The organism is Tepidimicrobium xylanilyticum (assembly GCF_900106765.1).
In the GTDB taxonomy this organism is placed as follows: Bacteria; Bacillota; Clostridia; order Tissierellales; family Tepidimicrobiaceae; genus Tepidimicrobium; species Tepidimicrobium xylanilyticum.
In genome coordinates this window covers 362620-386323 of sequence record NZ_FNNG01000001.1, presented here as the reverse complement: position 1 = coordinate 386323, position 23704 = coordinate 362620, and the positions used below count along the sequence as shown (strand labels likewise).

The 23704-nt window shown below is 34.7% G+C and carries 23 protein-coding genes; 22 read left to right on the top strand and 1 reads right to left on the bottom strand.

Annotated elements, in window-relative coordinates; genetic code table 11:
- Window positions 1–115 precede the first annotated feature (115 nt).
- The 14 genes from BLV68_RS01710 to BLV68_RS01650 all read left to right on the top strand — a co-directional run bounded on the left by BLV68_RS01710 (window position 116) and on the right by BLV68_RS01650 (window position 12633).
- Window positions 116–520 (top strand): PTS sugar transporter subunit IIA, encoded by a 405-nt coding sequence (locus tag BLV68_RS01710; protein ID WP_093750221.1) that lies wholly within the window; start codon window positions 116–118, stop codon window positions 518–520.
- 16 nt (window positions 521–536) lie between these two features.
- Entirely contained in the window at window positions 537–1013 is a 477-nt protein-coding gene (locus BLV68_RS01705; protein ID WP_093750219.1) for a PTS system mannose/fructose/N-acetylgalactosamine-transporter subunit IIB, read from the top strand.
- A gap of 65 nt (window positions 1014–1078) precedes the next feature.
- Complete coding sequence (locus tag BLV68_RS01700) at window positions 1079–1843, top strand: PTS mannose/fructose/sorbose/N-acetylgalactosamine transporter subunit IIC (protein WP_093750217.1); 765 nt, start codon at window positions 1079–1081, stop codon at window positions 1841–1843.
- Window positions 1844–1871: 28 nt separating this feature from the next.
- The gene (locus BLV68_RS01695) at window positions 1872–2696 is read left to right on the top strand and encodes a PTS system mannose/fructose/sorbose family transporter subunit IID (RefSeq protein WP_200773598.1); all 825 of its coding nucleotides are present in this window, start codon (window positions 1872–1874) and stop codon (window positions 2694–2696) included.
- A gap of 102 nt (window positions 2697–2798) precedes the next feature.
- Window positions 2799–3581 carry a class I fructose-bisphosphate aldolase gene (locus BLV68_RS01690; protein WP_200773597.1) on the top strand — a complete coding sequence of 261 codons (783 nt, stop codon included), beginning with the start codon at window positions 2799–2801 and terminating at the stop codon, window positions 3579–3581.
- Window positions 3582–3658: 77 nt separating this feature from the next.
- Complete coding sequence (locus tag BLV68_RS01685; RefSeq protein ID WP_093750213.1) at window positions 3659–4591, top strand: DMT family transporter; 933 nt, start codon at window positions 3659–3661, stop codon at window positions 4589–4591.
- Between the two features lie 50 nt (window positions 4592–4641).
- Window positions 4642–5694, top strand: a complete 1053-nt coding sequence (locus tag BLV68_RS01680) for a zinc-dependent alcohol dehydrogenase (protein ID WP_093750211.1) — start codon at window positions 4642–4644, stop codon at window positions 5692–5694.
- Window positions 5695–5795: 101 nt separating this feature from the next.
- Window positions 5796–6851 carry a glycine/betaine/sarcosine/D-proline family reductase selenoprotein B gene (locus BLV68_RS01675; protein WP_200773596.1) on the top strand — a complete coding sequence of 352 codons (1056 nt, stop codon included), beginning with the start codon at window positions 5796–5798 and terminating at the stop codon, window positions 6849–6851.
- A 39-nt stretch (window positions 6852–6890) separates the two neighbouring features.
- On the top strand, window positions 6891–7130 hold the full coding sequence (locus BLV68_RS15625) for a hypothetical protein (RefSeq protein ID WP_200773595.1): 240 nt from the start codon (window positions 6891–6893) through the stop codon (window positions 7128–7130).
- A 1-nt stretch (window position 7131) separates the two neighbouring features.
- On the top strand, window positions 7132–8442 hold the full coding sequence (locus tag BLV68_RS01670) for a glycine/sarcosine/betaine reductase component B subunit (protein WP_200773594.1): 1311 nt from the start codon (window positions 7132–7134) through the stop codon (window positions 8440–8442).
- A gap of 28 nt (window positions 8443–8470) precedes the next feature.
- Complete coding sequence (locus BLV68_RS01665; RefSeq protein WP_093750413.1) at window positions 8471–9964, top strand: aldehyde dehydrogenase family protein; 1494 nt, start codon at window positions 8471–8473, stop codon at window positions 9962–9964.
- A 38-nt stretch (window positions 9965–10002) separates the two neighbouring features.
- A complete protein-coding gene (locus tag BLV68_RS01660; RefSeq protein ID WP_093750205.1) occupies window positions 10003–10563 on the top strand; it encodes a D-sedoheptulose-7-phosphate isomerase in 561 nt (186 codons plus the stop codon).
- Window positions 10564–10600: 37 nt separating this feature from the next.
- Window positions 10601–11446, top strand: a complete 846-nt coding sequence (locus BLV68_RS01655) for a class II fructose-bisphosphate aldolase (RefSeq protein WP_093750203.1) — start codon at window positions 10601–10603, stop codon at window positions 11444–11446.
- A 17-nt stretch (window positions 11447–11463) separates the two neighbouring features.
- On the top strand, window positions 11464–12633 hold the full coding sequence (locus BLV68_RS01650) for an iron-containing alcohol dehydrogenase (protein WP_093750201.1): 1170 nt from the start codon (window positions 11464–11466) through the stop codon (window positions 12631–12633).
- Window positions 12634–12663: 30 nt separating this feature from the next.
- Here the strand turns inward: BLV68_RS01650 and BLV68_RS01645 are convergent, their stop codons facing one another.
- Window positions 12664–13719 (bottom strand): ArsR/SmtB family transcription factor, encoded by a 1056-nt coding sequence (locus tag BLV68_RS01645; RefSeq protein WP_093750199.1) that lies wholly within the window; start codon window positions 13717–13719, stop codon window positions 12664–12666.
- A 201-nt stretch (window positions 13720–13920) separates the two neighbouring features.
- Here BLV68_RS01645 and BLV68_RS01640 point away from each other — a divergent pair, with 201 nt between their 5' ends.
- From BLV68_RS01640 to BLV68_RS01605, 8 genes are all read left to right on the top strand, one after another.
- Entirely contained in the window at window positions 13921–15150 is a 1230-nt protein-coding gene (locus tag BLV68_RS01640; protein ID WP_093750197.1) for a S41 family peptidase, read from the top strand.
- 141 nt (window positions 15151–15291) lie between these two features.
- Complete coding sequence (locus BLV68_RS01635; protein ID WP_159428578.1) at window positions 15292–16992, top strand: peptide ABC transporter substrate-binding protein; 1701 nt, start codon at window positions 15292–15294, stop codon at window positions 16990–16992.
- Window positions 16993–17065: 73 nt separating this feature from the next.
- Window positions 17066–18001, top strand: coding sequence for an ABC transporter permease (locus BLV68_RS01630; RefSeq protein ID WP_093750193.1), 936 nt, complete (start codon window positions 17066–17068; stop codon window positions 17999–18001).
- A 15-nt stretch (window positions 18002–18016) separates the two neighbouring features.
- Window positions 18017–18937, top strand: a complete 921-nt coding sequence (locus BLV68_RS01625; protein ID WP_093750191.1) for an ABC transporter permease — start codon at window positions 18017–18019, stop codon at window positions 18935–18937.
- 13 nt (window positions 18938–18950) lie between these two features.
- Complete coding sequence (locus BLV68_RS01620) at window positions 18951–19979, top strand: ABC transporter ATP-binding protein (RefSeq protein ID WP_093750189.1); 1029 nt, start codon at window positions 18951–18953, stop codon at window positions 19977–19979.
- On the top strand, window positions 19972–20928 hold the full coding sequence (locus BLV68_RS01615) for an ABC transporter ATP-binding protein (protein WP_093750187.1): 957 nt from the start codon (window positions 19972–19974) through the stop codon (window positions 20926–20928). The genes BLV68_RS01620 and BLV68_RS01615 overlap by 8 nt, the downstream gene beginning before the upstream one ends.
- A 38-nt stretch (window positions 20929–20966) precedes the next feature.
- Window positions 20967–22352, top strand: coding sequence for a TldD/PmbA family protein (locus BLV68_RS01610; RefSeq protein ID WP_093750185.1), 1386 nt, complete (start codon window positions 20967–20969; stop codon window positions 22350–22352).
- A 2-nt stretch (window positions 22353–22354) separates the two neighbouring features.
- Window positions 22355–23689 carry a TldD/PmbA family protein gene (locus BLV68_RS01605; RefSeq protein WP_093750183.1) on the top strand — a complete coding sequence of 445 codons (1335 nt, stop codon included), beginning with the start codon at window positions 22355–22357 and terminating at the stop codon, window positions 23687–23689.
- Window positions 23690–23704 lie beyond the last annotated feature (15 nt).

Sequence of the window (23704 nt, the reverse complement as noted above, 5' to 3'; positions counted from 1 at the left end):
TAATAAGTGGCAGCAAAAATATTACTAATAAGTATTCAACTATCATTAAGCAAAAAGATACAAGAATAAGAAAGATTTCAATGGAAGCATAAAAAATTTAGAAAGGGAGCTGAAAATGATTGGAATATTAATTGTCACACATGGAAAATTTGGACATGAACTATTAAAAAGTGCTGAGCTCATAATAGGACAGCAAAAAAATGTTTTAACGTTAGGCCTTGAACATGGGGATAGTATTGAAGAATTACACCATCAAATTAAAACTTCAATAGAAAAATTGGATGAAGGAGATGGAGTCTTAGTCTTAACTGATTTATTTGGAGGAAGTCCTTCAAATGCAGCGGCAGCAAATATGGAGCATTTAAATTTTCATAGTCTTACGGGAGTGAATTTACCAATGCTTATAGAAGTTCTTAGCATGAGAGAATGTGTAGATATAGGAGAGTTGGTTGACTCTGCATTTAAAGCCGGATATGAAGGTATTAAAAACATTGGAGCAATATTAAATAATAATATATAAAATTGGAGGGGAAAAGATGGTAAACATTGTTTTAACTAGGATTGATGACAGATTAATTCATGGTCAGGTTATGACAGCCTGGGTAAAATCAACAGAAGGCAATAGGATAATCATTGTAGACGACGCAGTAGCACAGGACCAATTCCTTCAGAGAGTATTAAAAATGGCAGCACCTCCTGGCATAAAAGTTGAAGTATATGATGTAGGAGAAGGAGCTGAAGCATTAAAAGCAGAGGCCAAAGAAGGTGAAAGGGTAATTATTTTAGTTAAATATCCTCATACTATCGAAAAACTAGTGGATAAAGGGGTTAAAATTGAAAAATTAATAGTTGGAGGCATGGGAGCAGGCCCTGGAAGGAAGAAATTCTACAGAAATATTTCAGTATCAGAGGAGGAAAAGGCTATCTTTTCTCGATTATTAGATAAGGGGGTGGAAATCGATATCAGAATAGTACCTGATGACAAGCCTATTGAAATATCTACACTGTTATAACAAATGGTAGAAAAGGTTTTATAAAATTTAAAAGGTTTCTCGAAAAATGAAGGGAGGAAATGGAATTGGAAATTACCGCTTTTAAGGCATTTTTAATAGCTTTGGTATATTATCTGGGCAATTCCAGTTGGCTTTTTGGAGTTGGATATTACACATTATATAGACCTTTGGTTGCAGGACTTATAGTTGGAATTATACTTGGAGATCCAGTTCAAGGAACTATTATAGGTGCGACTATTAACCTTATGTATGTAGGATTTATATCTGCTGGAGGAGCATTACCTGGTGATCCAGCTTTGGCGGGAACTTTAGGTACAGCATTAGCCATAAGTTCAGGGCTAGAACCAGAAGCAGCTTTAGCATTGGCAGTACCATTGGGTTTGTTGGGAACTTTAATATGGTTTGGCAGGATGACATTGAATTCCTTTTTTGTTCACTGGGTTGATAAACGGGCAGAAGAAGGAGATGCTAGAGGAGTTTCATTATTAAACATGATACCAGCACAAGTTTTCCTATTTATAATAAGTTTTATACCAGTATTTTTAGCAGTATTATATGGTCCACAAGCAGTAGAATCTGCAATAGCTTTCCTTGGAGAAAACGTATTAAGTGCATTAATGGTAGTAGGAGGCATGATGCCTGCTCTAGGTATTGCAATGAACTTAAGAGCAATATTTAAAGGTGATAATCGTGCATACTTTTTCTTAGGGTTCTTTTTAAGCATTTATCTAAAATTAGATGTAATAGGAATAGCAATATTTGGAGCAATAGCGGCATTTATCCATATGACTTTCAAAAAGGATATTTTGGAATCGGAAAGCAATGTTTAATATCGATTAAAGAGAGGAGTTGGCTGGTTTGAGCGATAAGGTTAATAATAAAAAGTTGTCTAAAAAGGAATTAGTAAAATCGTGGTTTTTATGGCTTACTTTTTGTCAATCTACCTATAGTTATGAAAGGATGCAAGCTCCAGGTTTTGCACACTCTATGGCTCCAATAATTAATAAATTATACGACAAGAAAGAAGATAGAGCATCAGCATTACAAAGACATTTGGTGTTTTTCAATACCCAACCAACTATCGGATCAATCATACCTGGAATTACAGCAGCTATGGAAGAGGAAAAGGCTAATGGAGCACCTGTAAGCGATGAAGCCATAAATGCAATTAAAACAGGGTTAATGGGTCCTTTGGCAGGAATCGGAGATACTTTAATTCAAGGGGCTGTAGTTCCAATATTATTGGCTATTTGTATAGGTATATCTAGAGAGGGTAATGTATTAGGACCTGTATTATACTCCATTTTAGTTTCTGCTGTAGTAATGGGTGTTAGCTATATACTCTACATGCAAGGTTATAGGTTTGGTAGTAATGCTGTTGAAAATTTACTCCAAAGTGGAACTTTTAATAAGGTAATTATGGCAGCTGGAGTATTAGGATGTACAGTAATAGGAGCCCTAACTGCTCAATATGTAAGTTTATCCACACCTATTACAATGACTTTTGGTGAATCGAAAATAGCCTTACAGGCAGATATAATTGATAAAGTTTTCCCTGGTCTACTTCCTTTGCTATTGACCTTTGGTGTATATAAGTTGCTACAAAAAGGAGTAAGCCCAGCAAGGATAATGCTAATTATAATTGTAGCCGGAGTTGTAGGAAGTTTAATAGGAATATTCTAGTTTAGATTTCAAGCCAGAGATAAACCATTTAATCTCTGGCTAAGAAATCTATGTAAATTGCTTAGATTTGAAATTGATTTGGACAAAATGGGGGGTCTTAATATGAAGAGAAGATTAAATAATATTTTTAGAAAAGATGGAAAGTCAGTAGTATTAGCAATGGACCATGGTAATGGTTTAAATGTTTTACCAGAATTAAATGATACAGGCGAAATATTAAAAAAGTGTGTTGAAGGCGGTATTGATGCCATACTCACTACCTATGGAATAGCTACAACATTTCAAGAAGAATTAGGGAATATCGGATTAATACTAAGAATTGATGGAGGTACATCATATCTTGCCAAAACTTACGATAAAAGTATGGAAGTAATATATAGCATTGAAGATGCCATAAGAGTTGGTGCTGATGCAGTGCTCTGTATGGGATTTCCAGGTGCAAGTAATGAAGATGTAACCCTTAAAGGATTAGCTAGATTAGTAAGTGAAGCAACCCGATGGAATTTTGTAGTTGGTGCCGAAATGCTTCCAAGGGGATTTGAGGGAGATGATGATGCAAGAACTCCAGAAAATATAGCATCTGCATGCAGGATAGGTGTAGAATTAGGAGCAGATTTTATTAAGACAGATTATACAGGAGATATTGAAAGCTTTAAAAAGGTAGTTGAAGGCTGTTATAAACCTGTTTTAGTACTTGGCGGAGGAGCAACTAAGTCTGAAAAGGATTTGCTTCAGATGATAAAGGAAGCTATGACAGCAGGAGCAAAAGGTGTAATTATAGGTAGGAATATTTGGAGACATGAAACACCAGATAAATTAGTTAAAGCTATAGTGGCAATAGTCCATGAAGATGCAGATGTGGAAGAAGCATTAAAATTATTATAAAGCTTTTAAATAAAAATTAGAAGTTCAACCAAAGAAAAGTGTAATCCATAGTTTTTTAGTTATAGGAGGATAATTCTTTGAAAGATAAAAAATACCCTTCAATAGGCAGGGGAGAAGCTTGGGCCTTATTGGCTGCTTTTAGCTATGCATTAACAAATGTAGTTTTAAAATGGGCTCTTGCTGATGCTCCCCCTCTTTTTGGGGCAGCAATTAAAACCATGCCTATGTGGTTAATTTCAATTATAGTCTTTCTTGGTAAGGAATATTTGAAGAAGTTAAATCCTAGGTCTGAGGATTTTATTGGTATGGATAGTATTCTCATATTAGCTTTATTAGGATTTATAGTTTATGTTTTAGGGAATTGGGCCTTTTTTGAGGCCTTAAAAGTAGGTGCAGTTATATTGACTACACCTATTATGGGAACCCAGGCTATGTGGGCTACTTTGATTTCCTATATTTTTTTAAAGGAAAAGATGAATTTCCCCATGATCCTAGGAATGCTTATAAGTTTTTTAGGTGTCATACTATTAACAATAGGAAATTTGGGAGGAAATATAATGTTAGAAGGATGGCAAAAAGCTGTTCCTTTGACGCTTTTAGCCGCTTTATGTTATTCCTCCTCTGGAGTTATAAAACGGTATTTATTCACCAAGAAATCCTTAGATAGATGGACTGTAAGCTTTTTAGAAGTGACTACGGGAGAGATTTTACTTCATATAATTTTTTTGATCCAAGGTAACAATTACTATTCAATAATTCCATGTATTACTATTAGTAAGTTTATCTTTGCAGGCTTATTTGGTGCTCTTGCTATTATTTCTATTACAACGGCTACTTCATTAACCCAAGTTGCTAGCGCCACAACCATTAATTCTACCCAAACTGCAATAGCACCAATCTTAGCCATGATTTTATTAGGTGAAAAAGTAAATCTGGAAGTAGGATTAGGAATAATTTTGATTATGGCTGGAGTAATGATAGTCCAGTTGAAGAAACCAGTTACCGATTAGTGAGAGAAGAAATTAATTTAAATAGATAAAACTAAAAGGAGGAAATAAAAATGAGTGAAAAGATGAAGGCAGCAGTTATAACGGATGAAAGGAAGGTAGAGATATTAGAAATAGAAAAGCCAGTTCCAAGAGAAGGGGAAATACTGGTAAAGATTAAAGCATGTGCACTTTGTACATGGGAACAAAGAACTTTTCTAAAAATAACAAAGATGCCTCTACCATTTTTAGGAGGGCATGAAATGGCAGGGGTTATTGAGTCTGTTGGGGAAGGGGTGGATGAGGAAGAGTTCCCAATAGGTCAAAGGGTTGCAGTACGATCCTTTAATTCCTGTGGTAGATGTTATTACTGTAGACAGGGAAAAGAAAATCTATGTATTAATGCTCATAAACCTCAACCTGGTCCACGTAGGGAAATAGGTGGACCGGGGGGGTTGGGACAATATCTTGTTGTAAAACCACAAGACATATTTAAACTTCCTAACGACCTACCCTTTGAATACGGTGCATTTACTGAACCATTAGCCTGTGTAGTAAATAGTATGGAACAGGCTCAAGTGAAATTAGGAAATGATGTAGTAATAATCGGTGCAGGAATAATGGGATTATTACATGTAATGGTTAGTAAATTGAGAGGGGCAAGGGTTATAGTCAGTGAACCAGATCCAGTTAGGAGAGAAAAAGCTAAAGAAGCTGGTGCAGATATAACAATTAATCCATTAGAAGAAAATTTTGTAGAAAAAATTAAAAGTCTTACTGAAGGAAGGGGCGCAGATGTAATCTTTAACACTACTGCTATAGCAAAGATAGCTGAGGAAGCAGTTCAAGGCTTAGGGAAAACTGGTAGAGTTATAATGTATAGCTCCATCCATCCAGATGAACCCATTTCAGTAAGCCCCAACTGGATTCATAATACTCAAGTAGTAATTACAGGTGCAGTAAGTCCACCTGTAGAAGCATTCCATACATCATCCATATTGCTTTCTAAAGGATTAGTCGTACCTGATAAATTGATATCTGCTAAATTCCCGTTAGAAGAAGCCCAGAAAGCTTTCGAAGAAGCAATTAAGCCAGATACCTACAGAATAGTAGTTATGAATGAATAGTTGGTTTTTTTAACTAAAAATTAGATGGATAGTACTATCCATCTAATTTTTAGGATTATTTGTATTCATTTAAATAGACTATTAGGTTGAGGAGGCGAATTATGGCTAAGCTAAAAGCTGTTTATTATGTTAATCAATTCTATGCAGGTATAGGTGGAGAAGAAAAGGCTGATATGGGTCTAAAAGTATTGGATGATATAAAGGGGCCAGCTATTGCTATAGGAAGTTTTTGGGGAAACGAGATGGAAGTTGTAAAAGTAATTTCCTGTGGAGATAATTTTATCAATAATGATGAAAAGTATGAGAGCATATTGCCAGAAATAGATAGGATTATGGAAAAAATAAATCCAGATGTGTTTATTGCAGGTCCTGCATTTAATGCTGGTAGATATGGTGTTGCATGTGCTAAATTATGCGATTATGTAAAGAAGACTCACAATATACCAAGTGTTACAGCTATGTATTATGAGAATCCAGCAGTTCAGATGTATGTAAAGGATAACTATATTATAGAAAGTTCAGAAACATCGGCTGGTATGAAAGAAGTGCTTCCGATTCTAGGCAAATTTTCATTGAAATTAGCTAAGGGAGAAAAAATTGGTCCAGCTAGAATAGAAGGCTATTTACCTACAGGCCATAGATATAATGAATATCATGAAAAGACTGGTGCACAAAGGGTGGTGGAAATATTATTAAAGAAATTAAAAGGGGAGAAACATAAAACGGAAATCCCGCTAAGAGGTTTTGAAAAGGTTAGTCCTGCAGATCCAATTAAGGATTTAAAAGAAGCTCATGTAGCCTTAATTACGACAGGCGGATTGGTGCCTAAAGGTAATCCGGACAAATTGAAACAGGCTTTTTCTGTAACCTACGGTAAATACAATATTGCTGGATTAGATCTAATTCCTAAAGGGGATTTTATTTCAATTCATGGTGGATATGACACTACAATAGTGGATGAGGATCCAAATAGATTAGTTCCATTAGATGAGTTACGCATATTAGAAAGAGAAGGAAAAATAAATAAAGTTTACGACGAATTTTTTACTACATGTGGCATCGGAACCAATGTGGAAAGCAGTAAAAAAATAGGCAGAGGAATTGCTGGCGACTTGAAGACTAATAAAGTAAATGTGGCATTATTAACTTCTACCTGAGGGACATGTACTCGTTGCGTTGCAACTATTTCAAAGGAATTGGATAAAGAAGGCGTTCCAAATGCTGTTATTACAGCTTTCACATCTATAGCTTATAATGTCGGTGCTAATAGGATCGTCTTTGGCGGAGACTTTACTAATCCTGTAGGGAATCCTGAATTGCCATTGGAAAGAGAAAGGTTCTATAGGCGGAATATTCTTATGAAGGCATTAGAAGCTGTAAGTACTCCGGTATCCGAACCTACTATTTTTTATGTTGACGAAAGTAAGGAGGGGTAATGTGAAACTTAAAAGGCAGTATTTTGATGTGAAAGATGTGATTTTTTCCGATAAAACTCAATATAAGGATGGAGTATTATCTATTAATGAGGAAGAATTATTAGAAAAAATTAGGCCATTAATGAAAAGTGTTACTGATGTAGATTTTGAGCTTGTTAAACCTGGGGAAAGTGCAAGGATAGTCCATGTGTTAGACACAATACAGCCAATGTACAAAGTAGAAGGTATTGGGAAGCAATATTCTGGTTTTTTTGGCCATCCAAATGTAGTAGGTGAAGGGATAACAAATTTATTAAGAGGTTTCACTGTAATGGAAAGTGCCCCTCTACCATGGGATGAAAGCAGTGCTAGCAGTGGTCTATTATATCCAAGGGACGCAATTATAGATATGATTGGTCCAATTGCTGGATTTACTCCTTTTTCACAAACTATCAATCTAGTTATAACTTATAAGCTTTTAGAAGGAAAATCATCAGCAGAATATGATAATGATATTAGACTTTGTGGACTAAAGGTTTCGGAAATTTTGGCTGAGTTAACTGTAGGACAAGTCCCAAATGAAGTAGAAGAATTTTCCATATCCAATATAAACCCTGAACTACCCAATGTAGTATTGGTATGGCAATGTCAAAATCAAGGAGTTTATTCAAATACCTATTTATACGGTCATGATATATCTAATTTAGTGCCAACCTTATTGCACCCAAATGAGATGTTAGATGGTTGTATTGTAAGTGGGAATTATGTATGGCCAGCATTCAAAGTGCCAACCTATTTGCATGTAAATCATCCCATATTGTTAGAACTATATAGACTTCACAATAAGGAACTGAACTTTAGAGGTGTAATATTGAGCAGAAGTCATAATCCTACCAATTGGCATAAGGAACGTTCTGCTAATTTCTGTGTTAAGTTGGCTAAGTATTTAGGAGCGGATGGACTTATAATGGCTTGGGAAGGTGGAGGAAATGCAGCTGTAGATGGGATGTTAACAATCCAAGCCGCAGAAAAGAATGGAATAAAAGCTTCAACCATTACATTTGAATTTGGGGGAGTAGATGGAACGGAAGGAATACTTTTAGTAGATGATGTTCCAGAAGCGGATGCCATAATTAGTGGTGGCTCAATAGAAAAGCCTTACACACTGCCGAAGGTTGAAAGGGTAGTTGGTGGTGAAGTATTGAGACTTAATAAGGAATCAGGTGGATACTTCCCCCCAGCAAATAAGAGTATAACCTTTGATACGACTACTCATTTCTATTGTTCAGGAAATCAATCGGGGCATGGCAAACTATTTGCTGAAGCCTATTAGATTTACTTATAAGGGGGTAGTGACTTTGATGGATCCTTATAAATATGTTAAAGATGAACCCTATAAGCTTTATATAAATGGTGAGTTCCTTGAATCAGAATCAGGAGAAACTATGGATGTAATAAATCCTGTAAATAATCAGTCTTTTGCAAAAGTATATAAAGGTGGAGAAAATGATGTAAAAAAAGCAATAAAAGCTGCCAAAGATGCATTTGATAAGGGACCCTGGGGTAAGATGACTAATTTGGAAAGGAGTAAACTACTTTTAAAATTCAAAGATACATTGGCTAAAAAGCAGGAGGAATTTGCTTGTTTGGAAACACTGGATTGTGGGAAACTCTATCCCAGCGTACTATATTATGAATTGCCTCAAAGCTTAGATGCTTTTGAATACTACGCAGGGAAGGCTAGGTGCATAGAAGGGAAGGTAGTCCCTGTAGATGGTGGTGGAAACTATTTAAATTATGTAAATTGGGAACCCTATGGAGTTGTAGCTGAAATATTGCCTTGGAATGGCCCATTGATGATGGGTTGCCAGAAAATTGCTGCTATTTTGGCTGCAGGAAATACTGTAATTGTAAAACCTTCTTCTTGGGCATCTTTAAGTTGGTTGGCTTTAGCCTCTGTGTTTGAAGAGGCGGGATTCCCTAAAGGGGTAGTGAATATTGTAACAGGTCCAGGATCTTTGGTAGGAGAAGTTCTTGTCAAAGACAAGGATGTGGACATGATATCTATGACAGGAGGAACAGAAACGGGCAGAAAGGTATTTAATGCAGCTAGTTCTACTATAAAGGATTTAGCGTTAGAATTAGGAGGGAAAAGCCCTAATATCATTTTTGAAGATGTAGATATAGAAAATGCAGCCAAATGGGCATTACATGGATTTACATTAAATTCTGGACAAGTGTGTGTATCCGGTACCAGAATAATAGTTCAGGAGTCTATTTATGATAAATTTGTAGAAGCCTTATGCAGGTATAGTAATGAATTTAAACCAGGTGATGGATTTAATTATGAAAAAGGTGTGAATTTTGGTCCCCTAATTTCAAAAGAGCATTACAATAATGTGTGCAACTATATAGAGAAAGGGATTAAAGAAGGGGCAACTTTAATTAAAGATGGTAGATGTGTTGCAGAAGAATTGAAGGATGGTAATTTCATATTACCTACTATTTTTACTGATATAACTCCTGAAATGACAATTTTTCAGGAAGAAATATTTGGACCTGTAGTATGTGTAAGTAAATTTAAAACGGAGGAAGAAGCTATAAACTTAGCAAATTTAGTGGATTATGGATTAGCAGGAGCTGTATTTACAAAGGATGTGGCAAGAGCCCATAGGGTAGCAGCTAAGATTAAAGGTGGACAAATTTATATTAATACCTATTTCAGCAAAGGAATGGTAGAATCTCCCGGAGCAGGTTGGAAACAAAGTGGAATAGGAGTGGCAGGAATTCATAAATATATGCGTTCTAAAACAATCTTTGTAGAATTAGGAGATAATGTGAATCCTCCATTTTAAAAAGGTAGTAAATTCCATAATAAAGAAAGGGGAAGGCTATGATTGATAAAAGCCTTATAGTGAATTTTTTGGATGAAACTAAGAATACGTCAGAAAGGTGTAAATCAGTTCTAGTTGAAGATATAGTAAAACTAGCAGATTTGTTTGAAAAAACTTTTGAGAATGGGAATAAGATAATAGCATTTGGTAATGGAGGTTGCGCTGGAGTAGCCAACATAATGGCAGCATCATTTATAGGTAGGTTTAAATCTGGCAAAGAAGGTAGACCAGTATTGTCCTTATCTTCAAATGTAGACATAATAACTACCCTATCTAACGACTATGGATTTGAAAACATCTATAAAAAACAAGTAGAGGTATATGCTTCGCAAAACGACTTAGTTATCGGATTAAGCACCAGTGGAAATTCGTTAAATGTAATAAATGGAATAGAAAAGGCAAAAGTTAAAGGAGCCTATACAGTTGCCATAACTGGTGAAAGTGGGGGCAAATTAAAAGAAATTGTAGATTTCATCATAAAAATACCAAGTAGACAACCAACTCAGATAGAGAATGTAATGGCTGAAATTAATTCTATTCTCTGTAAAGTATTGAAATAAATTTTTATATAAAATAATAATTTAAGGAGGAGTTTAAATGCCATTAGTTACTACTAAAGAGATTTTAGTAAAGGCCAGAAAGGAAGGTTATGCTGTACCAGCTTTCAACGTAACCGACATGCAAAGTATTCAGACGGTGGTGAAGGTATGTGAGGAAGAAAATGCACCTTGTCTATTAGAGGCTACAGAAACCACTATAGATACTTATGGTGCAGAATATATAGCTGCGATAGTTAAGGTTGCTGCTAGTGAGGCAAAAGTACCTGTAGCTTTTCACTTGGACCATTCCTATAGGTATGCGACCTTCGTAAAGGCCATAAAAGCGGGATTTAGTTCCGTCATGATTGATGCATCCCAAAAGCCTTTTGATGAGAATGTAAGAATAACAAAGGAAATTGTAAAATTGGCTCATTCTGTTGGAGTAGCTGTAGAAGCTGAATTAGGTCATGTAGGACAAGGCTCTAGTGATGAAGAAGAGAATAAGAAGATGTATACAGATCCAGACGAAGCAGCTAAGTTTGTTGAATTAACCAATGTAGATTTTCTAGCTGTTGCAATTGGTACAGCTCATGGATTGTATAAGTATGAACCAAAGCTTGATTTAGATATACTTAAAAAGATAAGTGAAAAGGTGTCCATACCATTAGTATTACATGGAGGTTCTGGGACTCCAGGTATGGAAAAAACTCCACCATTAGGAATTTCAAAGGTTAATGTATTCACAGATTTGCAAATACCAATAAGGGAAAAAGCTAAGGAGATATTAACTACACAACCATTGGAGAAATTATATACTCCTACAATATGGAAACCAGCTAATGAAGCGGCTGTTCCAGTAATCAGGGAATACCTAGTTAAATTAGGTGCAAAAGGCAAAGCATAATACTGGAGGGATTTTATATGCTAAATTTCAATTATTCAATACCAACTAAAATATTCTTTGGTAAAGGTCAAGTGGATGTTTTAGAAGAACAGATAAAAGACTATGGAACAAAAGTACTTTTAACCTATGGGGGAGGAAGTATTAAGAAGAATGGTATATATGATAGGGTAACTGATATATTAAACCAAAATAATATAGAGTTTTATGAGTTATCAGGCATAGAACCTAATCCTGATATCAAAAGTGTAAGAGAAGGTGTGAAAATCTGCAAGGATAATAATGTAGATCTTATTTTAGCAATTGGAGGAGGCAGCACCATAGATTGTTCAAAGGCAATAGCTGCGGGATACTATTATGATGGAGACCCTTGGGATCTTGTATCCAAGAAGGCACCAGTAACTAATGCACTACCCCTTGGAGTTGTTCTTACAATGTCAGCAACTGGTTCAGAAATGAATTCAGGTGCAGTCATATCTAATAGGGAGACAAAACAAAAGCTGCATATAATGCATTCAAATTTAATGCCTAAATTCTCTATATTAGATCCAACTTATACTTTTACTCTTCCAAAGGAGCAAACAGCAGCAGGTATAGCTGATATAATGAGTCATACTTTTGAAAGTTATTTTACCTTAAATGATGGAGCTTACCTACAGGATAGGTTTGCAGAAGCAATACTAAAAACCTGTATAAAGTATGGTAAGATAGCCTATGATGAAGCGGAAAACTATGAAGCAAAAGCCAACATAATGTGGGCTGCTCCCAATGCAATAAATGGACTTGTTTTATGCGGTAAAAATGCCATCTGGAGTGTTCATGGTATAGCTCAAGAGTTGACAGCTTATTACGGGTTAACTCATGGTGTAGCCTTGGCAATCTTAACTCCAGTATGGATGGAGTACGTACTAGATGACGAAAGGGTAGACAAGTTCGCAGAATATGGAGTAAATGTATGGGGAATAGATCCCAATAAGGATAAGTATGAAATAGCTAAGGAGGCAATAGAAAAGACTAGCGAATTCTTTACTTCAATAGGATTGCCTAAATCATTAAGGGAAGTCGGAATAGGGGAAGAAAATCTAGAAAAAATGGCACAGGCCGCAATCGATGACAAAGGCGGGGTAATAGGCAATTTCAAACCATTATATTATGATGATGTTTTGGAAATATTAAGACGAGCCTTATAAGGGAAAAGGAGCAATAGAGTAAAGTAAACTCTATTGCTCCACTATTATTTTATAAGCTATATCGAACAAATTCTTTAGATTTTTCTTATTTGTAGTATAATAATATCTATTTTTTATACTAGGCTCAAAATTAAGTATTCCGAGATTTAAGAGAAGGTTTAAATGGTAGGATAGAGTTGCTGTTGATAGATTAAAATAATTGGCTAGTTCTCTGTTATACCAAGGACGCTTACTGGTCATTCTTATAATTTCTAATCTTGTTTCATCGGAAAGAGCTTTGAAGAGGTTCTTACATTGTTCATGATTTAATTTATGATTAAATTTGTGTTCTATTGAATGTCCAAATAATATTATAAAAGTATCATCAACGTAATAATGGAAAAGACCTAAATCTATGTAAAAGCTTTCAATCATTTTTAACTTTTTTTCATTAGTTATAAATTCAGTGTAATCTGCTAATCCTATGGTATTTAAAAATTCAATAGGATCCTTTTGAAATAATTCGTTATGTTTATCACGTTTTTCTTCCATAAATTCGTACACTTTTTCTTCAAAGGGTTGATAATATAAGCGATAAAAGGTTTCGTATACTTCTATAACCTTTTTTTTATATTCCTCAGGATGATTCTTTATTTGCATAAAAATCAAGGCTTTCTCTTCATCGTATGTATCCATTAAAGCATTTTTAATTAATACATCATCACTGTCAAAAGGTAGCTCTATATCGAATCTATTATACATGAGTCTAACCAATTCATTGGCTTCTATAGATTTAATATATTCTATGAGCATTAAGGGCTCCTTGAAATCCTTTTCAAGTATGATCTCAATGGAAGCATCCACCATATCTATGGTAGTGTTAGCAACAAATATTAAGTCATTCCTAAATATGGGAGATATATTGTCATCCACGTATTTTAACCAGTCTTTTACTTTTTTGCTTGGGGCGAAATCTAAAATATCATTTGTAAGATTTTCTTGAACGATATTCCTACCCCAATTAATTCTATGGTATCTATTAATGGTGTATTTAAACATGGATTCCACAAATTCTATGGCCTTATTATATTCAATCTTATACTCCATTTGTCCACCTCCTTTCGATATACTAAATAATACCACAAAGTATTTGATAAATAAAGAATAAAATATAAATAGAAAATTTTCTAACTATATAAGAAAATCATTGAATATTAAATATTTTTAATATATACTATATTAAAATCAAATTTATATTAGGCTTGGTCCTATATTTAATATTTATTGTTATAAAAGAAGGGGGATATTATGGAAAAAAGGAGATTTATAATTATCTATGTTATTTTAATCACAATTATGTTCGGGTTGATAGGCTGCTCTAATGACGATATTGCTATTACTGCAGAGGATGCTGAAGCCTATGGAATAATTGAAACTAATATGTCTACAGATGAAAAATTGGAAGATTTTGAGTATATGTATACACTTTTGAAAGAAAACTATCCTTTTTTCAAAGTAAATAAAAGATTACATAATGTAGATTGGCTAAAGAATAAAAGCAAATATGAAAAGATGATTAAAAATACAAAAAATGATGCTGAATTTTTCGTAGCCTTAGACAATATTTTGAGCGATTTAAATAATCCTCATACCCATATATTTAGTGGCGATGTATATAAGAGATATTATAAACATTTTTATCCATATGAACATCCGATATTGAATTATGAAAAATCCATGGAACGCTATGGTTTTGACGGAAATGTTGAGAATATAGACCTAGATCCAAATTCCGATTTTTTAATTATTGACGATGAAGTATTAAAAACTGACATATTGATTGAGGATGAGGTAGCTTATATGAAAATAGATTCTATGTCTTACAACCATATAAAGGAAGATTATGTAAAAGTGGAAGCATTTTTAAAGGAAGTAGAAGATTATGACAAATTAATTATTGATATTAGGGGTAATACAGGAGGTTTTGACGACTATTGGAAGAATATTGTAGGCTTCTTAATAGATGAGACATTAAAAGTTGAATATTATTCCTTTTACAGAGGTGACTACAGGGATAAGTATGATTTATATAAGGTTCCCTTTAGCAAACCCATAGAAGACTTAGATGAGGGAATACTGAATGAGTTTCCACCTGAAGTAAGGGAGGATTACGATTATTATTCTAAAAATGTAGTTATGGTTCAGCCTTGGAACGTATTGGATTTTAAGGGGAAGGTTTACTTGTTAGTTGATAGATATGTATTTTCATCTGCAGAGAAGTTTGCTTCCTTTGCAAAGGATTCTGGCTTTGCTACCTTGATAGGAGAACCTACTGGTGGGGATAGAGTTTTTCCAGAAATACCATTTGCGTATTTGCCAAATAGCGGATTTGTAATTCGATTCAGTGCTGAGTTAGGTATAAATAGTGATGGCACTATCAATATGGAAACTAAAACTATACCCCATATTCAAGTAGATGCTACTCCTAATGATGATTTTACTAAAGATATGTGTATCCAAGCAGCAATAGAAGATTAAAAGGCATGTTAGAAATTATTGACACGTGTTAGAAAATATTCTATACTTAAGGTAATAGTTAAACTATTAACTATATCTATATTGTAGTTAATAGTATTAGATTAGTTAATAATTAAATTAACAAAAATGGGAGGGATTTTAATGAAAATCAAGAAGTATTTGTCCTTGTTTCTTATACTAACTCTAATTTTGACAGGGTTAGTTGGATGTGGTGGAGATAGCAAGGAAACAGGACAAGCTGCACAAGAAGGAGAACAAGTTGAAAACAGTGAAATTGGTATTGATAGTGAACAGTATCTTAATGGATATCTTGTAGCAGAACCTAGTACTTTAGACCCATCAAAAGGTTCAGATTCTTATTCCAATACAGTATTAAACAATGTATTAGAACCTTTAACTAGATTGGAAGAAGACGAGAACTTAAATAATATATTGGCTCCGGCTGGTGCTGAAAGATGGGATGTTAATGAAGATGGCACAGTATGGACTTTCTATTTAAGGGATAACAAATGGTCTGATGGAGAGCCAGTAACAGCTCATGATTATGAATATGGTATTAAACGATCTTTAGACCCAAATACTGGTTCACCTTATGCTTATCTATTAACTCCAATAAAGAATGCAGCAGCAGTAAATAGTGGAGAGCTTCCAGTAGATGAGCTTGGCGTTAAAGCACTTGATGATAAGACCTTAGAAATAACATTAGAATATTCAACTCCATATTTTGTGCAGTTAACATATCAAAGAGTAATGTTACCGCAGAGAAAAGATATAGTAGAGAAATATGGTGATACTTATGGTACAGAGCCAGATACCATAGTATATAATGGACCATTTATTTTAACTGAATGGATACATAATAGTGAACTTAAATTTACTAAGAATTCAAACTACTGGGATGCGGAAAATGTTAAGTTTGAAAATGTAAGCATGAAGATAATATCTGATGAAAATGCTATATATAATTCATTGTCCAATAAATCCATCGATACAGCAAGCGTTGGGAGTCCAGAATGGATAGAGAAATTTAGTTCAGAAGATAGTTTACGACATATTGAGATTATTAATCCATCAACTTTCTATCTATTCTTCAATACTAAGGATGACGTATTTGAAAATGCCAATATAAGGAAAGCATTTTCACTTGCTATTGATAGACAAGAATTGTCAAATGTTATATTCCACGGAATACATGAGCCTGCCTATGGCTGGGTGCCACCAAGCATTTCATTAGGAGATCAGGAATACAGATCTGTAGTCGAAGGGCCACTAAAAAAACTTGCTGAAGAAAACCCAGATCCAAAAGCATTGCTTATTAAAGGATTGGAAGAATTGGGAATGGATACTAATCCAGAGAACTTAACTGTGAAAATTTCATTAGGTGGAACAGATCAGTGGTTTAGAACCTATGGAGAATATTTGCAACAGATGTATAATAGAAATCTTGGGGTTAACATAGAAATTGAGCAGTTAGAGTGGCCAATATTCAACTCAAATATTATGAAAGGCGAATTCCAGATAGGTTATATGGGATGGGGAGCAGAATATAATGACCCAGCATCAATGCTAAGCTTATTGAAATCCGACTCTACTGCCATAGCAACTGGTTGGACAAATGAAAGATATGATGAGTTGATTGACTTAGCAGCTGCAGAAATGGATGATCAAAAACGTTTAGAGTATTATAGGGAAGCTGAAAATATTCTATTATACGAAGAATCAGTAGTAGCTCCATCAGTTTATCCAAAATCAAATATATTTAGATATAAATATGTTCATGGATTAAGTGCTACACCATTTGGTACAGCTGGATGGAAATATGGTTATACTCAAGGAAGGTAATAGATAAAATTTGGATAGCAGTTTGTTGATTAACAAACTGCTATCTTAAAGTCTAAGGAAGGAGAATCACTAAATGGGCAGATACATAATAAAAAGAATAGGTTATATGTTTTTAACCCTCTTTATTATAACTACCATTACTTTTTTTCTGATGCACAGTATACCCGGTGATCCATTAGCCCATATGGCTAAAAATTTACCTGATCAGATAAAGGAGAATTATTATAGGAAATATGGGTTAGATCAGCCAGTAATAGTTCAGTATGGTAAGTTCATGAAGAACTTAATAACTGAAGGGGATCTAGGCCAATCATTAAGGTATCCTGGTAGATCAGTTACAGATACTATCTTAACACATTCAAAAGTATCGGGAAGACTAGGAATACAAGCAATTGCCATCGGGATAACCATTGGGATTGTATTAGGTATTATTGCAGCTTTATTTAGAAATAAATGGCCTGATTATCTGGTCATGTTTGTAGCTATTTTGGGTGTTACAGTTCCCATTTTTATAATAGCATCAATACTTCAGTATACTTTTTCTGTCAAATATCAGATACTTCCTACTACTGGTTGGGGAGAATTTAAACATACAATTATTCCTACTATTGCTTTGGCTTTTGGTTCAATAGCAACCTACGCTAGATATATGAGGTCAAATGTATTGGAGGTAATTAATCAGGATTATATTCTAACAGCTCAAGCAAAAGGAGTTGGCACTTTTAATATAATAGTAAATCATGTTTTAAGAAATGCCATTTTGCCTGCTATTACTATTATTGGCCCTCAGATAGCCGGAATATTTACAGGTTCCTTTGTAATAGAGCGTATTTTTGGAATTCCAGGCCTTGGTTCTTATTATGTAACTTCCATTAATGATAGGGACTATACTATGATCATTGGTACTACCGTTTTTTATGCGGCATTATTTGTAATAGCTCAGCTAGTTACAGATATATTATATGGAATAGTAGACCCAAGAATAAGGGTATCAGGTAAGGATAAATAGATAGGGGGTTTAATTATGGAAGCGATTCCAAAAGATAAATTTAAGAGGGTTCAAATAGATTCTAAGGAATCGGAAAAGATAGCTAGGCCACAGATAGGATACTGGCAAGATGCATGGAGAAGATTAAAGACCAATAAAGTTGCTACAATATCTTTAATTATATTAATTACTATTGCAATTATGACTATAATAGGTCCCGCATTAAGTGGATATGATTTTAAAGAGGTTGATTCTACTAAAATAAATCAAAGACCCAGTAAAGAGCATTGGTTTGGAACGGATGAATTGGGACGAGATATATTTGCACGAGTTTGGATAGCAGGTAGAGTATCTATAGTAATAGGTATTACAGGAGCACTTATTTCTGCAGTAGTTGGTACTATTTATGGAGGAATTTCAGCATATTTTGGTGGCAAGGTAGATACGATAATGATGAGAATAGTAGAAATACTTTTAAGTGTCCCATATTTATTAGTAGTAATACTTATTTCTATATTAACTGACTCAAGAAGCTTAGGAACAATGTTAATATCTTTGACCTTAACTGGCTGGTGTGGTACAGCTCGTATGGTTAGGGGCCAAATGCTACAGGTAAAATCCCAGGAGTATATATTAGCAGCTGAGGCATTAGGTGTAAGGCCATCGAAGATAATTGTAAGACATTTTATACCCAATGTGCTAAATGTATTGATAGTGTCTATTACATTTAACATTCCAGGTTATATATTCTCAGAATCTTTTCTGTCTTACATAGGACTTGGAATTCAGCCTCCCAACACTTCTTGGGGTGCATTAGCATCTGCTGCTCAACGTAATTTTATATTCTATCCCTATCAATTATTTTTTCCAGGCTTGATGATTGCTTTGACCATGTTGTCTTTTACCCTTTTAGGGGATGGTCTTAGAGATGCACTTGACCCAAGACTAAGAGAGTAAGGGAGGAAGAAAAATGGAGAAAATACTTGAAGTAAGGAATTTAAATGTTTCATTCCATACTTACGCTGGGGAAGTAAAAGCGGTAAGAGGTGTAAGTTTCGATTTAAATAGGGGTGAATCATTAGCAATTGTAGGAGAATCTGGCTGTGGTAAGACTGTTACAGCTAAATCTATCATGAGATTATTGAAAGAGCCTCCAACCGAGATAAAGGAAGGTTCCCAGATAATATTCAATGGAACAGAAGATGTAACAAGGATGAGCAAAAAGAGGCTAAAGTCCTTCAGAGGGGCAGATGTGAGTATGATATTCCAAGACCCAATGACATCCTTGAACCCTACAATGACAATTGGAAAACAGATTATGGAAGCACTGATAATCCATAAGGGAATGAAAAAAGATGAAGCTAAAAAGGAAGCAATAGAACTATTAAGAACTGTTAATATACCTAATCCAGAGGAAAGAATAAATAATTATCCCCATCAACTTTCTGGAGGAATGCGGCAAAGGGTTATGATAGCCATGGCTATTTCCTGTAATCCAAAGATTTTAATAGCGGATGAGCCTACAACTGCATTAGATGTGACAATACAAGCTCAAATAATGGACTTGTTAAACGAGTTAAAACATACATTCAATACAGCAATAATACTTATAACCCATGACTTGGGAGTTGTAGCTAATTTTGCTGATAAAGTACAGGTTATGTATGCAGGAGAAATAGTTGAAAGGGGTACAAGAGAAGAAATATTTTATAAGAGTATGCACCCCTATACTTGGGCGCTGTTAAATTCTGTGCCTCGCTTAGATACGGAAAGTAAGGAACAGCTATATGCTTTAGGTGGGACTCCGCCAGATTTAATTCTACCTTTACAAGGATGTGCTTTTAGTTCTAGGTGCGAATATGCAATGGAAATATGCTTGGAAAGAAAACCTATTGAAACTCAACTATCTACCACCCATAGTCTATCTTGTTGGCTACAACATCCTAATGCACCTAAAGTTAATCGATCAGAAGTAGTGCGAGGTGAAGTAAATGAGTAAGAAGAATCTAATAGAAGTAGTTAATTTGAAGAAGTACTTTAACGTTGGGAAAGACATGGTATTAAAGGCGGTAGATGATGTAAGCTTTAACATTAAAGAAGGAGAAACTTTAGGGTTGGTAGGAGAATCTGGTTGTGGTAAGACTACATGTGGAAGGACTATATTGGGTATTTATAATGCTACTGAAGGGCATGTGTATTTTGATGGACAAGATGTACATGCTATGAACCGAAGTGAAAAGCTTAAATTCAAAAAAAACGCCCAAATTATTTTTCAAGACCCTTATGCATCTCTAGATCCAAGGATGACCATAAGCGAGATAATTGCGGAGGGTATGGATGTACATTTTAAATTAACTCATAAGGAAAGGGAGAAGAGGATTAATGAATTACTAGAGATAGTTGGATTGAATCAGGAACATGCTTCCAGATTTCCTCATGAGCTTTCAGGTGGACAAAGGCAAAGGGTTGGAATAGCCAGGGCCTTGGCTGTAGAGCCTAAGTTTATAGTATGCGATGAACCTATATCAGCTCTAGATGTATCAATTCAAGCCCAGATAGTTAATCTTTTGGTAAAGCTACAAAAAGAAATGGGGCTTACTTATCTATTCATATCCCATGACCTATCTATGGTAAAGCATATATCAGATAGAGTAGGGGTTATGTATTTAGGTTCAATAGTAGAATTGGCACCAAGTTTTAACTTGTATGAGAAACCATTACATCCTTATACAAAGGCTCTGATATCTGCAATACCAATTCCGGATCCTAAGATAGAGGATGAAAGAAATAGGATTAAGCTGGAGGGAGAAGTACCAAGCCCTATAAATCCACCAGAAGGTTGTAAGTTTTACAAAAGGTGTGCTCGTGCAATGGATAAATGTAGAAACAGTCGTCCAGAATTAAAAGAAATTGAAAAAGACCATTTTGTAGCTTGTCATTTATATTAAAAGTTTGATAAAGTGGTTGACTTTTAAGGAGGAATTTAATGCTAGACAAGAATGTTATAGAAGATATTTTTAATGTAGCTATTTCTAACGGAGGAGATTTTGCAGAAATATTTTTAGAAGAAAATTATACTACGGAAATATCTACAATTGGTGGATATATTGAAAAGGGAATGAGTGGTAAAGATTTTGGCATAGGTATCAGGATATTTTGTGGTCTTAATAGCATTTACGTATATACTAATGATTTGTCTAAGGACAATTTGATAAATATGACTAAAAAAGCAGCTAAAATGTTTGGAGAAAGTGAAAGGGATATGGTTTTAAATTTTGATAAACCTTTAAGACCATATATTCATCAATTCGACATACTTCCTAGAAATGTCGAATTATCACGAAAAGTAGACTTGATGAAGAGGGCTACCCATGCAGCAAAAAATTATGGAGAGGAAATAACTCAAGTTACAATTAACTATATAGATCAGGAACAAAATGTATTAATTGCAAATACAGAAGGTATTTTTGTTGAAGATAAAAGGGTTAGGACCAGAATGTTAATAATGGCAGTGGCGGAACATGGAGGACAATTAGAAACAGGTTATGTTGGACCTGGTGCTCTAATGGGATTAGAATTTTACAATACCATAGATGTAGAGGAATATGCCAAAGAAGCAGCTAGAATGGCTAAGACTATGGTCTATGCTGACTATTCGCCAGTTGGAGTAATGCCAGTAGTAATAGATAATGGATTTGGTGGATTGATGTTTCATGAAGCGTGTGGTCATAGCCTAGAAGCATCCTCTGTTGCAAAAGGAGTATCTGTTTTTTCCAATAAATTAGGTCAGAAGATTGCATCGGATGTGGTAACTTTAATAGATGATGGTTCCATTCCAAATTACTGGGGTTCCTTAGGTGTTGATGATGAAGGTAAGAGGACCCAGAAAAATATTCTTATAGAAAAAGGAATCTTAAAATCCTACATGGTAGACAAATTGAATGGAAGAAGGATGGGATTGGAATCAACTGCTTCAGGTAGAAGACAATCCTATAGATTTGCTCCTACTTCAAGAATGACTAATACCTATATAGATAATGGGGATAGCACTAAGGAGGAAATAATATCAAACACTGAGAGAGGATTATTTGCTAAACAGATAAATGCTGGATCTGTAAACCCTGCAACTGGAGATTTTAACTTTTCCCTTTCCGAAGCCTATTTAATTGAGAATGGAAAAATTACTAAACCAGTAAGGGGAGCTACCCTTATTGGAAATGGCAGTAGGATATTGATGGATGTGGATATGGTAGCTAATAATTTGGAAATAGGCCAGGGCTACTGTTTTGCAAGTAGTGGTGCTATTTTCATAGGGGCTGGGCAGCCAACCATTAGAGTCAAATCTATGACAGTAGGGGGAAGGGAGGATTAACGATGGATATAGATAGATTGTTTAACAGGGGCAAAGAATTGGGGATAGAAGATATGGAAGTATATGTGGTAGAAAAGTCTTCTACTAAATTTAAAATATACAAGGGAGAGCTTGAAAATCAAAATATTTCCAAAGAAAAGGCCTTGTCCTTAAGAGGGGTTTACAATGGGAAGATGGGGTATTCATATACTGAAAAATTAACGGAGGATTCCATAGACGAATTAATATCTAATCTCATACAGTACGCCCAATGCAATGAAAGGGAATATGTGGAAAGATTATCAGGTCATGTTAAAATAGAAAGAAAGGATAGGGCCAATAGATTGAATCAATATGATGATGAAAAAAAGATATCCTTTTTAAAGTCTATAGAAAAAATGGCCTATTCTATGGATGAAAGGGTTTATCTGGTGCAAACTTGCAATTATGAGGAATATGAAAATACCGTTTATATAAAAAACACAAAGGGACTGGAATTAAAGGATAGCTATGGTGCAGCAATTATCAGTCTATTTGTAGTTGCTAAAGATAATGATGATACACAAACGGGTTATTCCCATAGAGTTATAGATGATTTATTAGAAGAAGATAAAACCGCTTTGGTAGATGAAGCCGTTAAAGATGCAGTAAATATGCTTGGTGCTAGTTCTATCCCTTCGGGAAATTATAAAGTAATTCTTAGAAATAATGTGGCAGCAGATCTATTTGGTACAATGGTTCCAGTGTTTTTAGCAAATATGGTTCAGGAGAATATGTCTTTGATGAAAGGGAAGATAGGAGAACAAGTAGGTTCTGATTTATTAAATATAGTCGAGGATCCATTCCTTAAGAGAGGAATAATAAATAGGATGTTTGATGATGAAGGGACTCCTACCTTTACTAAGCATATTATCAAAAATGGAATTTTAAAAACCATTCTTCATAATAATAAAACAGCAGAAAAAGATGGGATAAAGTCTACTGGTAATGGTTTTAGAACTTCTCATAAGTCTACTATAGGAGTAATGCCCACTAATATGTATATAGAAATGGGTAATAATACGTTAGAGGAGATGATTAGGTCTATAGATACAGGGGTGTTGATTACCGATATTCAAGGTTTACACGCAGGTATCAATACCGTTTCTGGAGAGATTTCCTTATCATCCAATGGATATTATATAGAAGATGGAAAGATAGTGAAACCCGTAAATCAGATTACTATCGCAGGTAATTTTTATGATATGATAAAAGGAATTGAAGCTTTAGGAGATGATATTGGTTTTTCTATATCAGGTAATTATTATTTTGTCTCCCCCTCAATGATTATAGATAGATTAACAGTATCAGGTAACTAAGCTAGTTTTAAACTA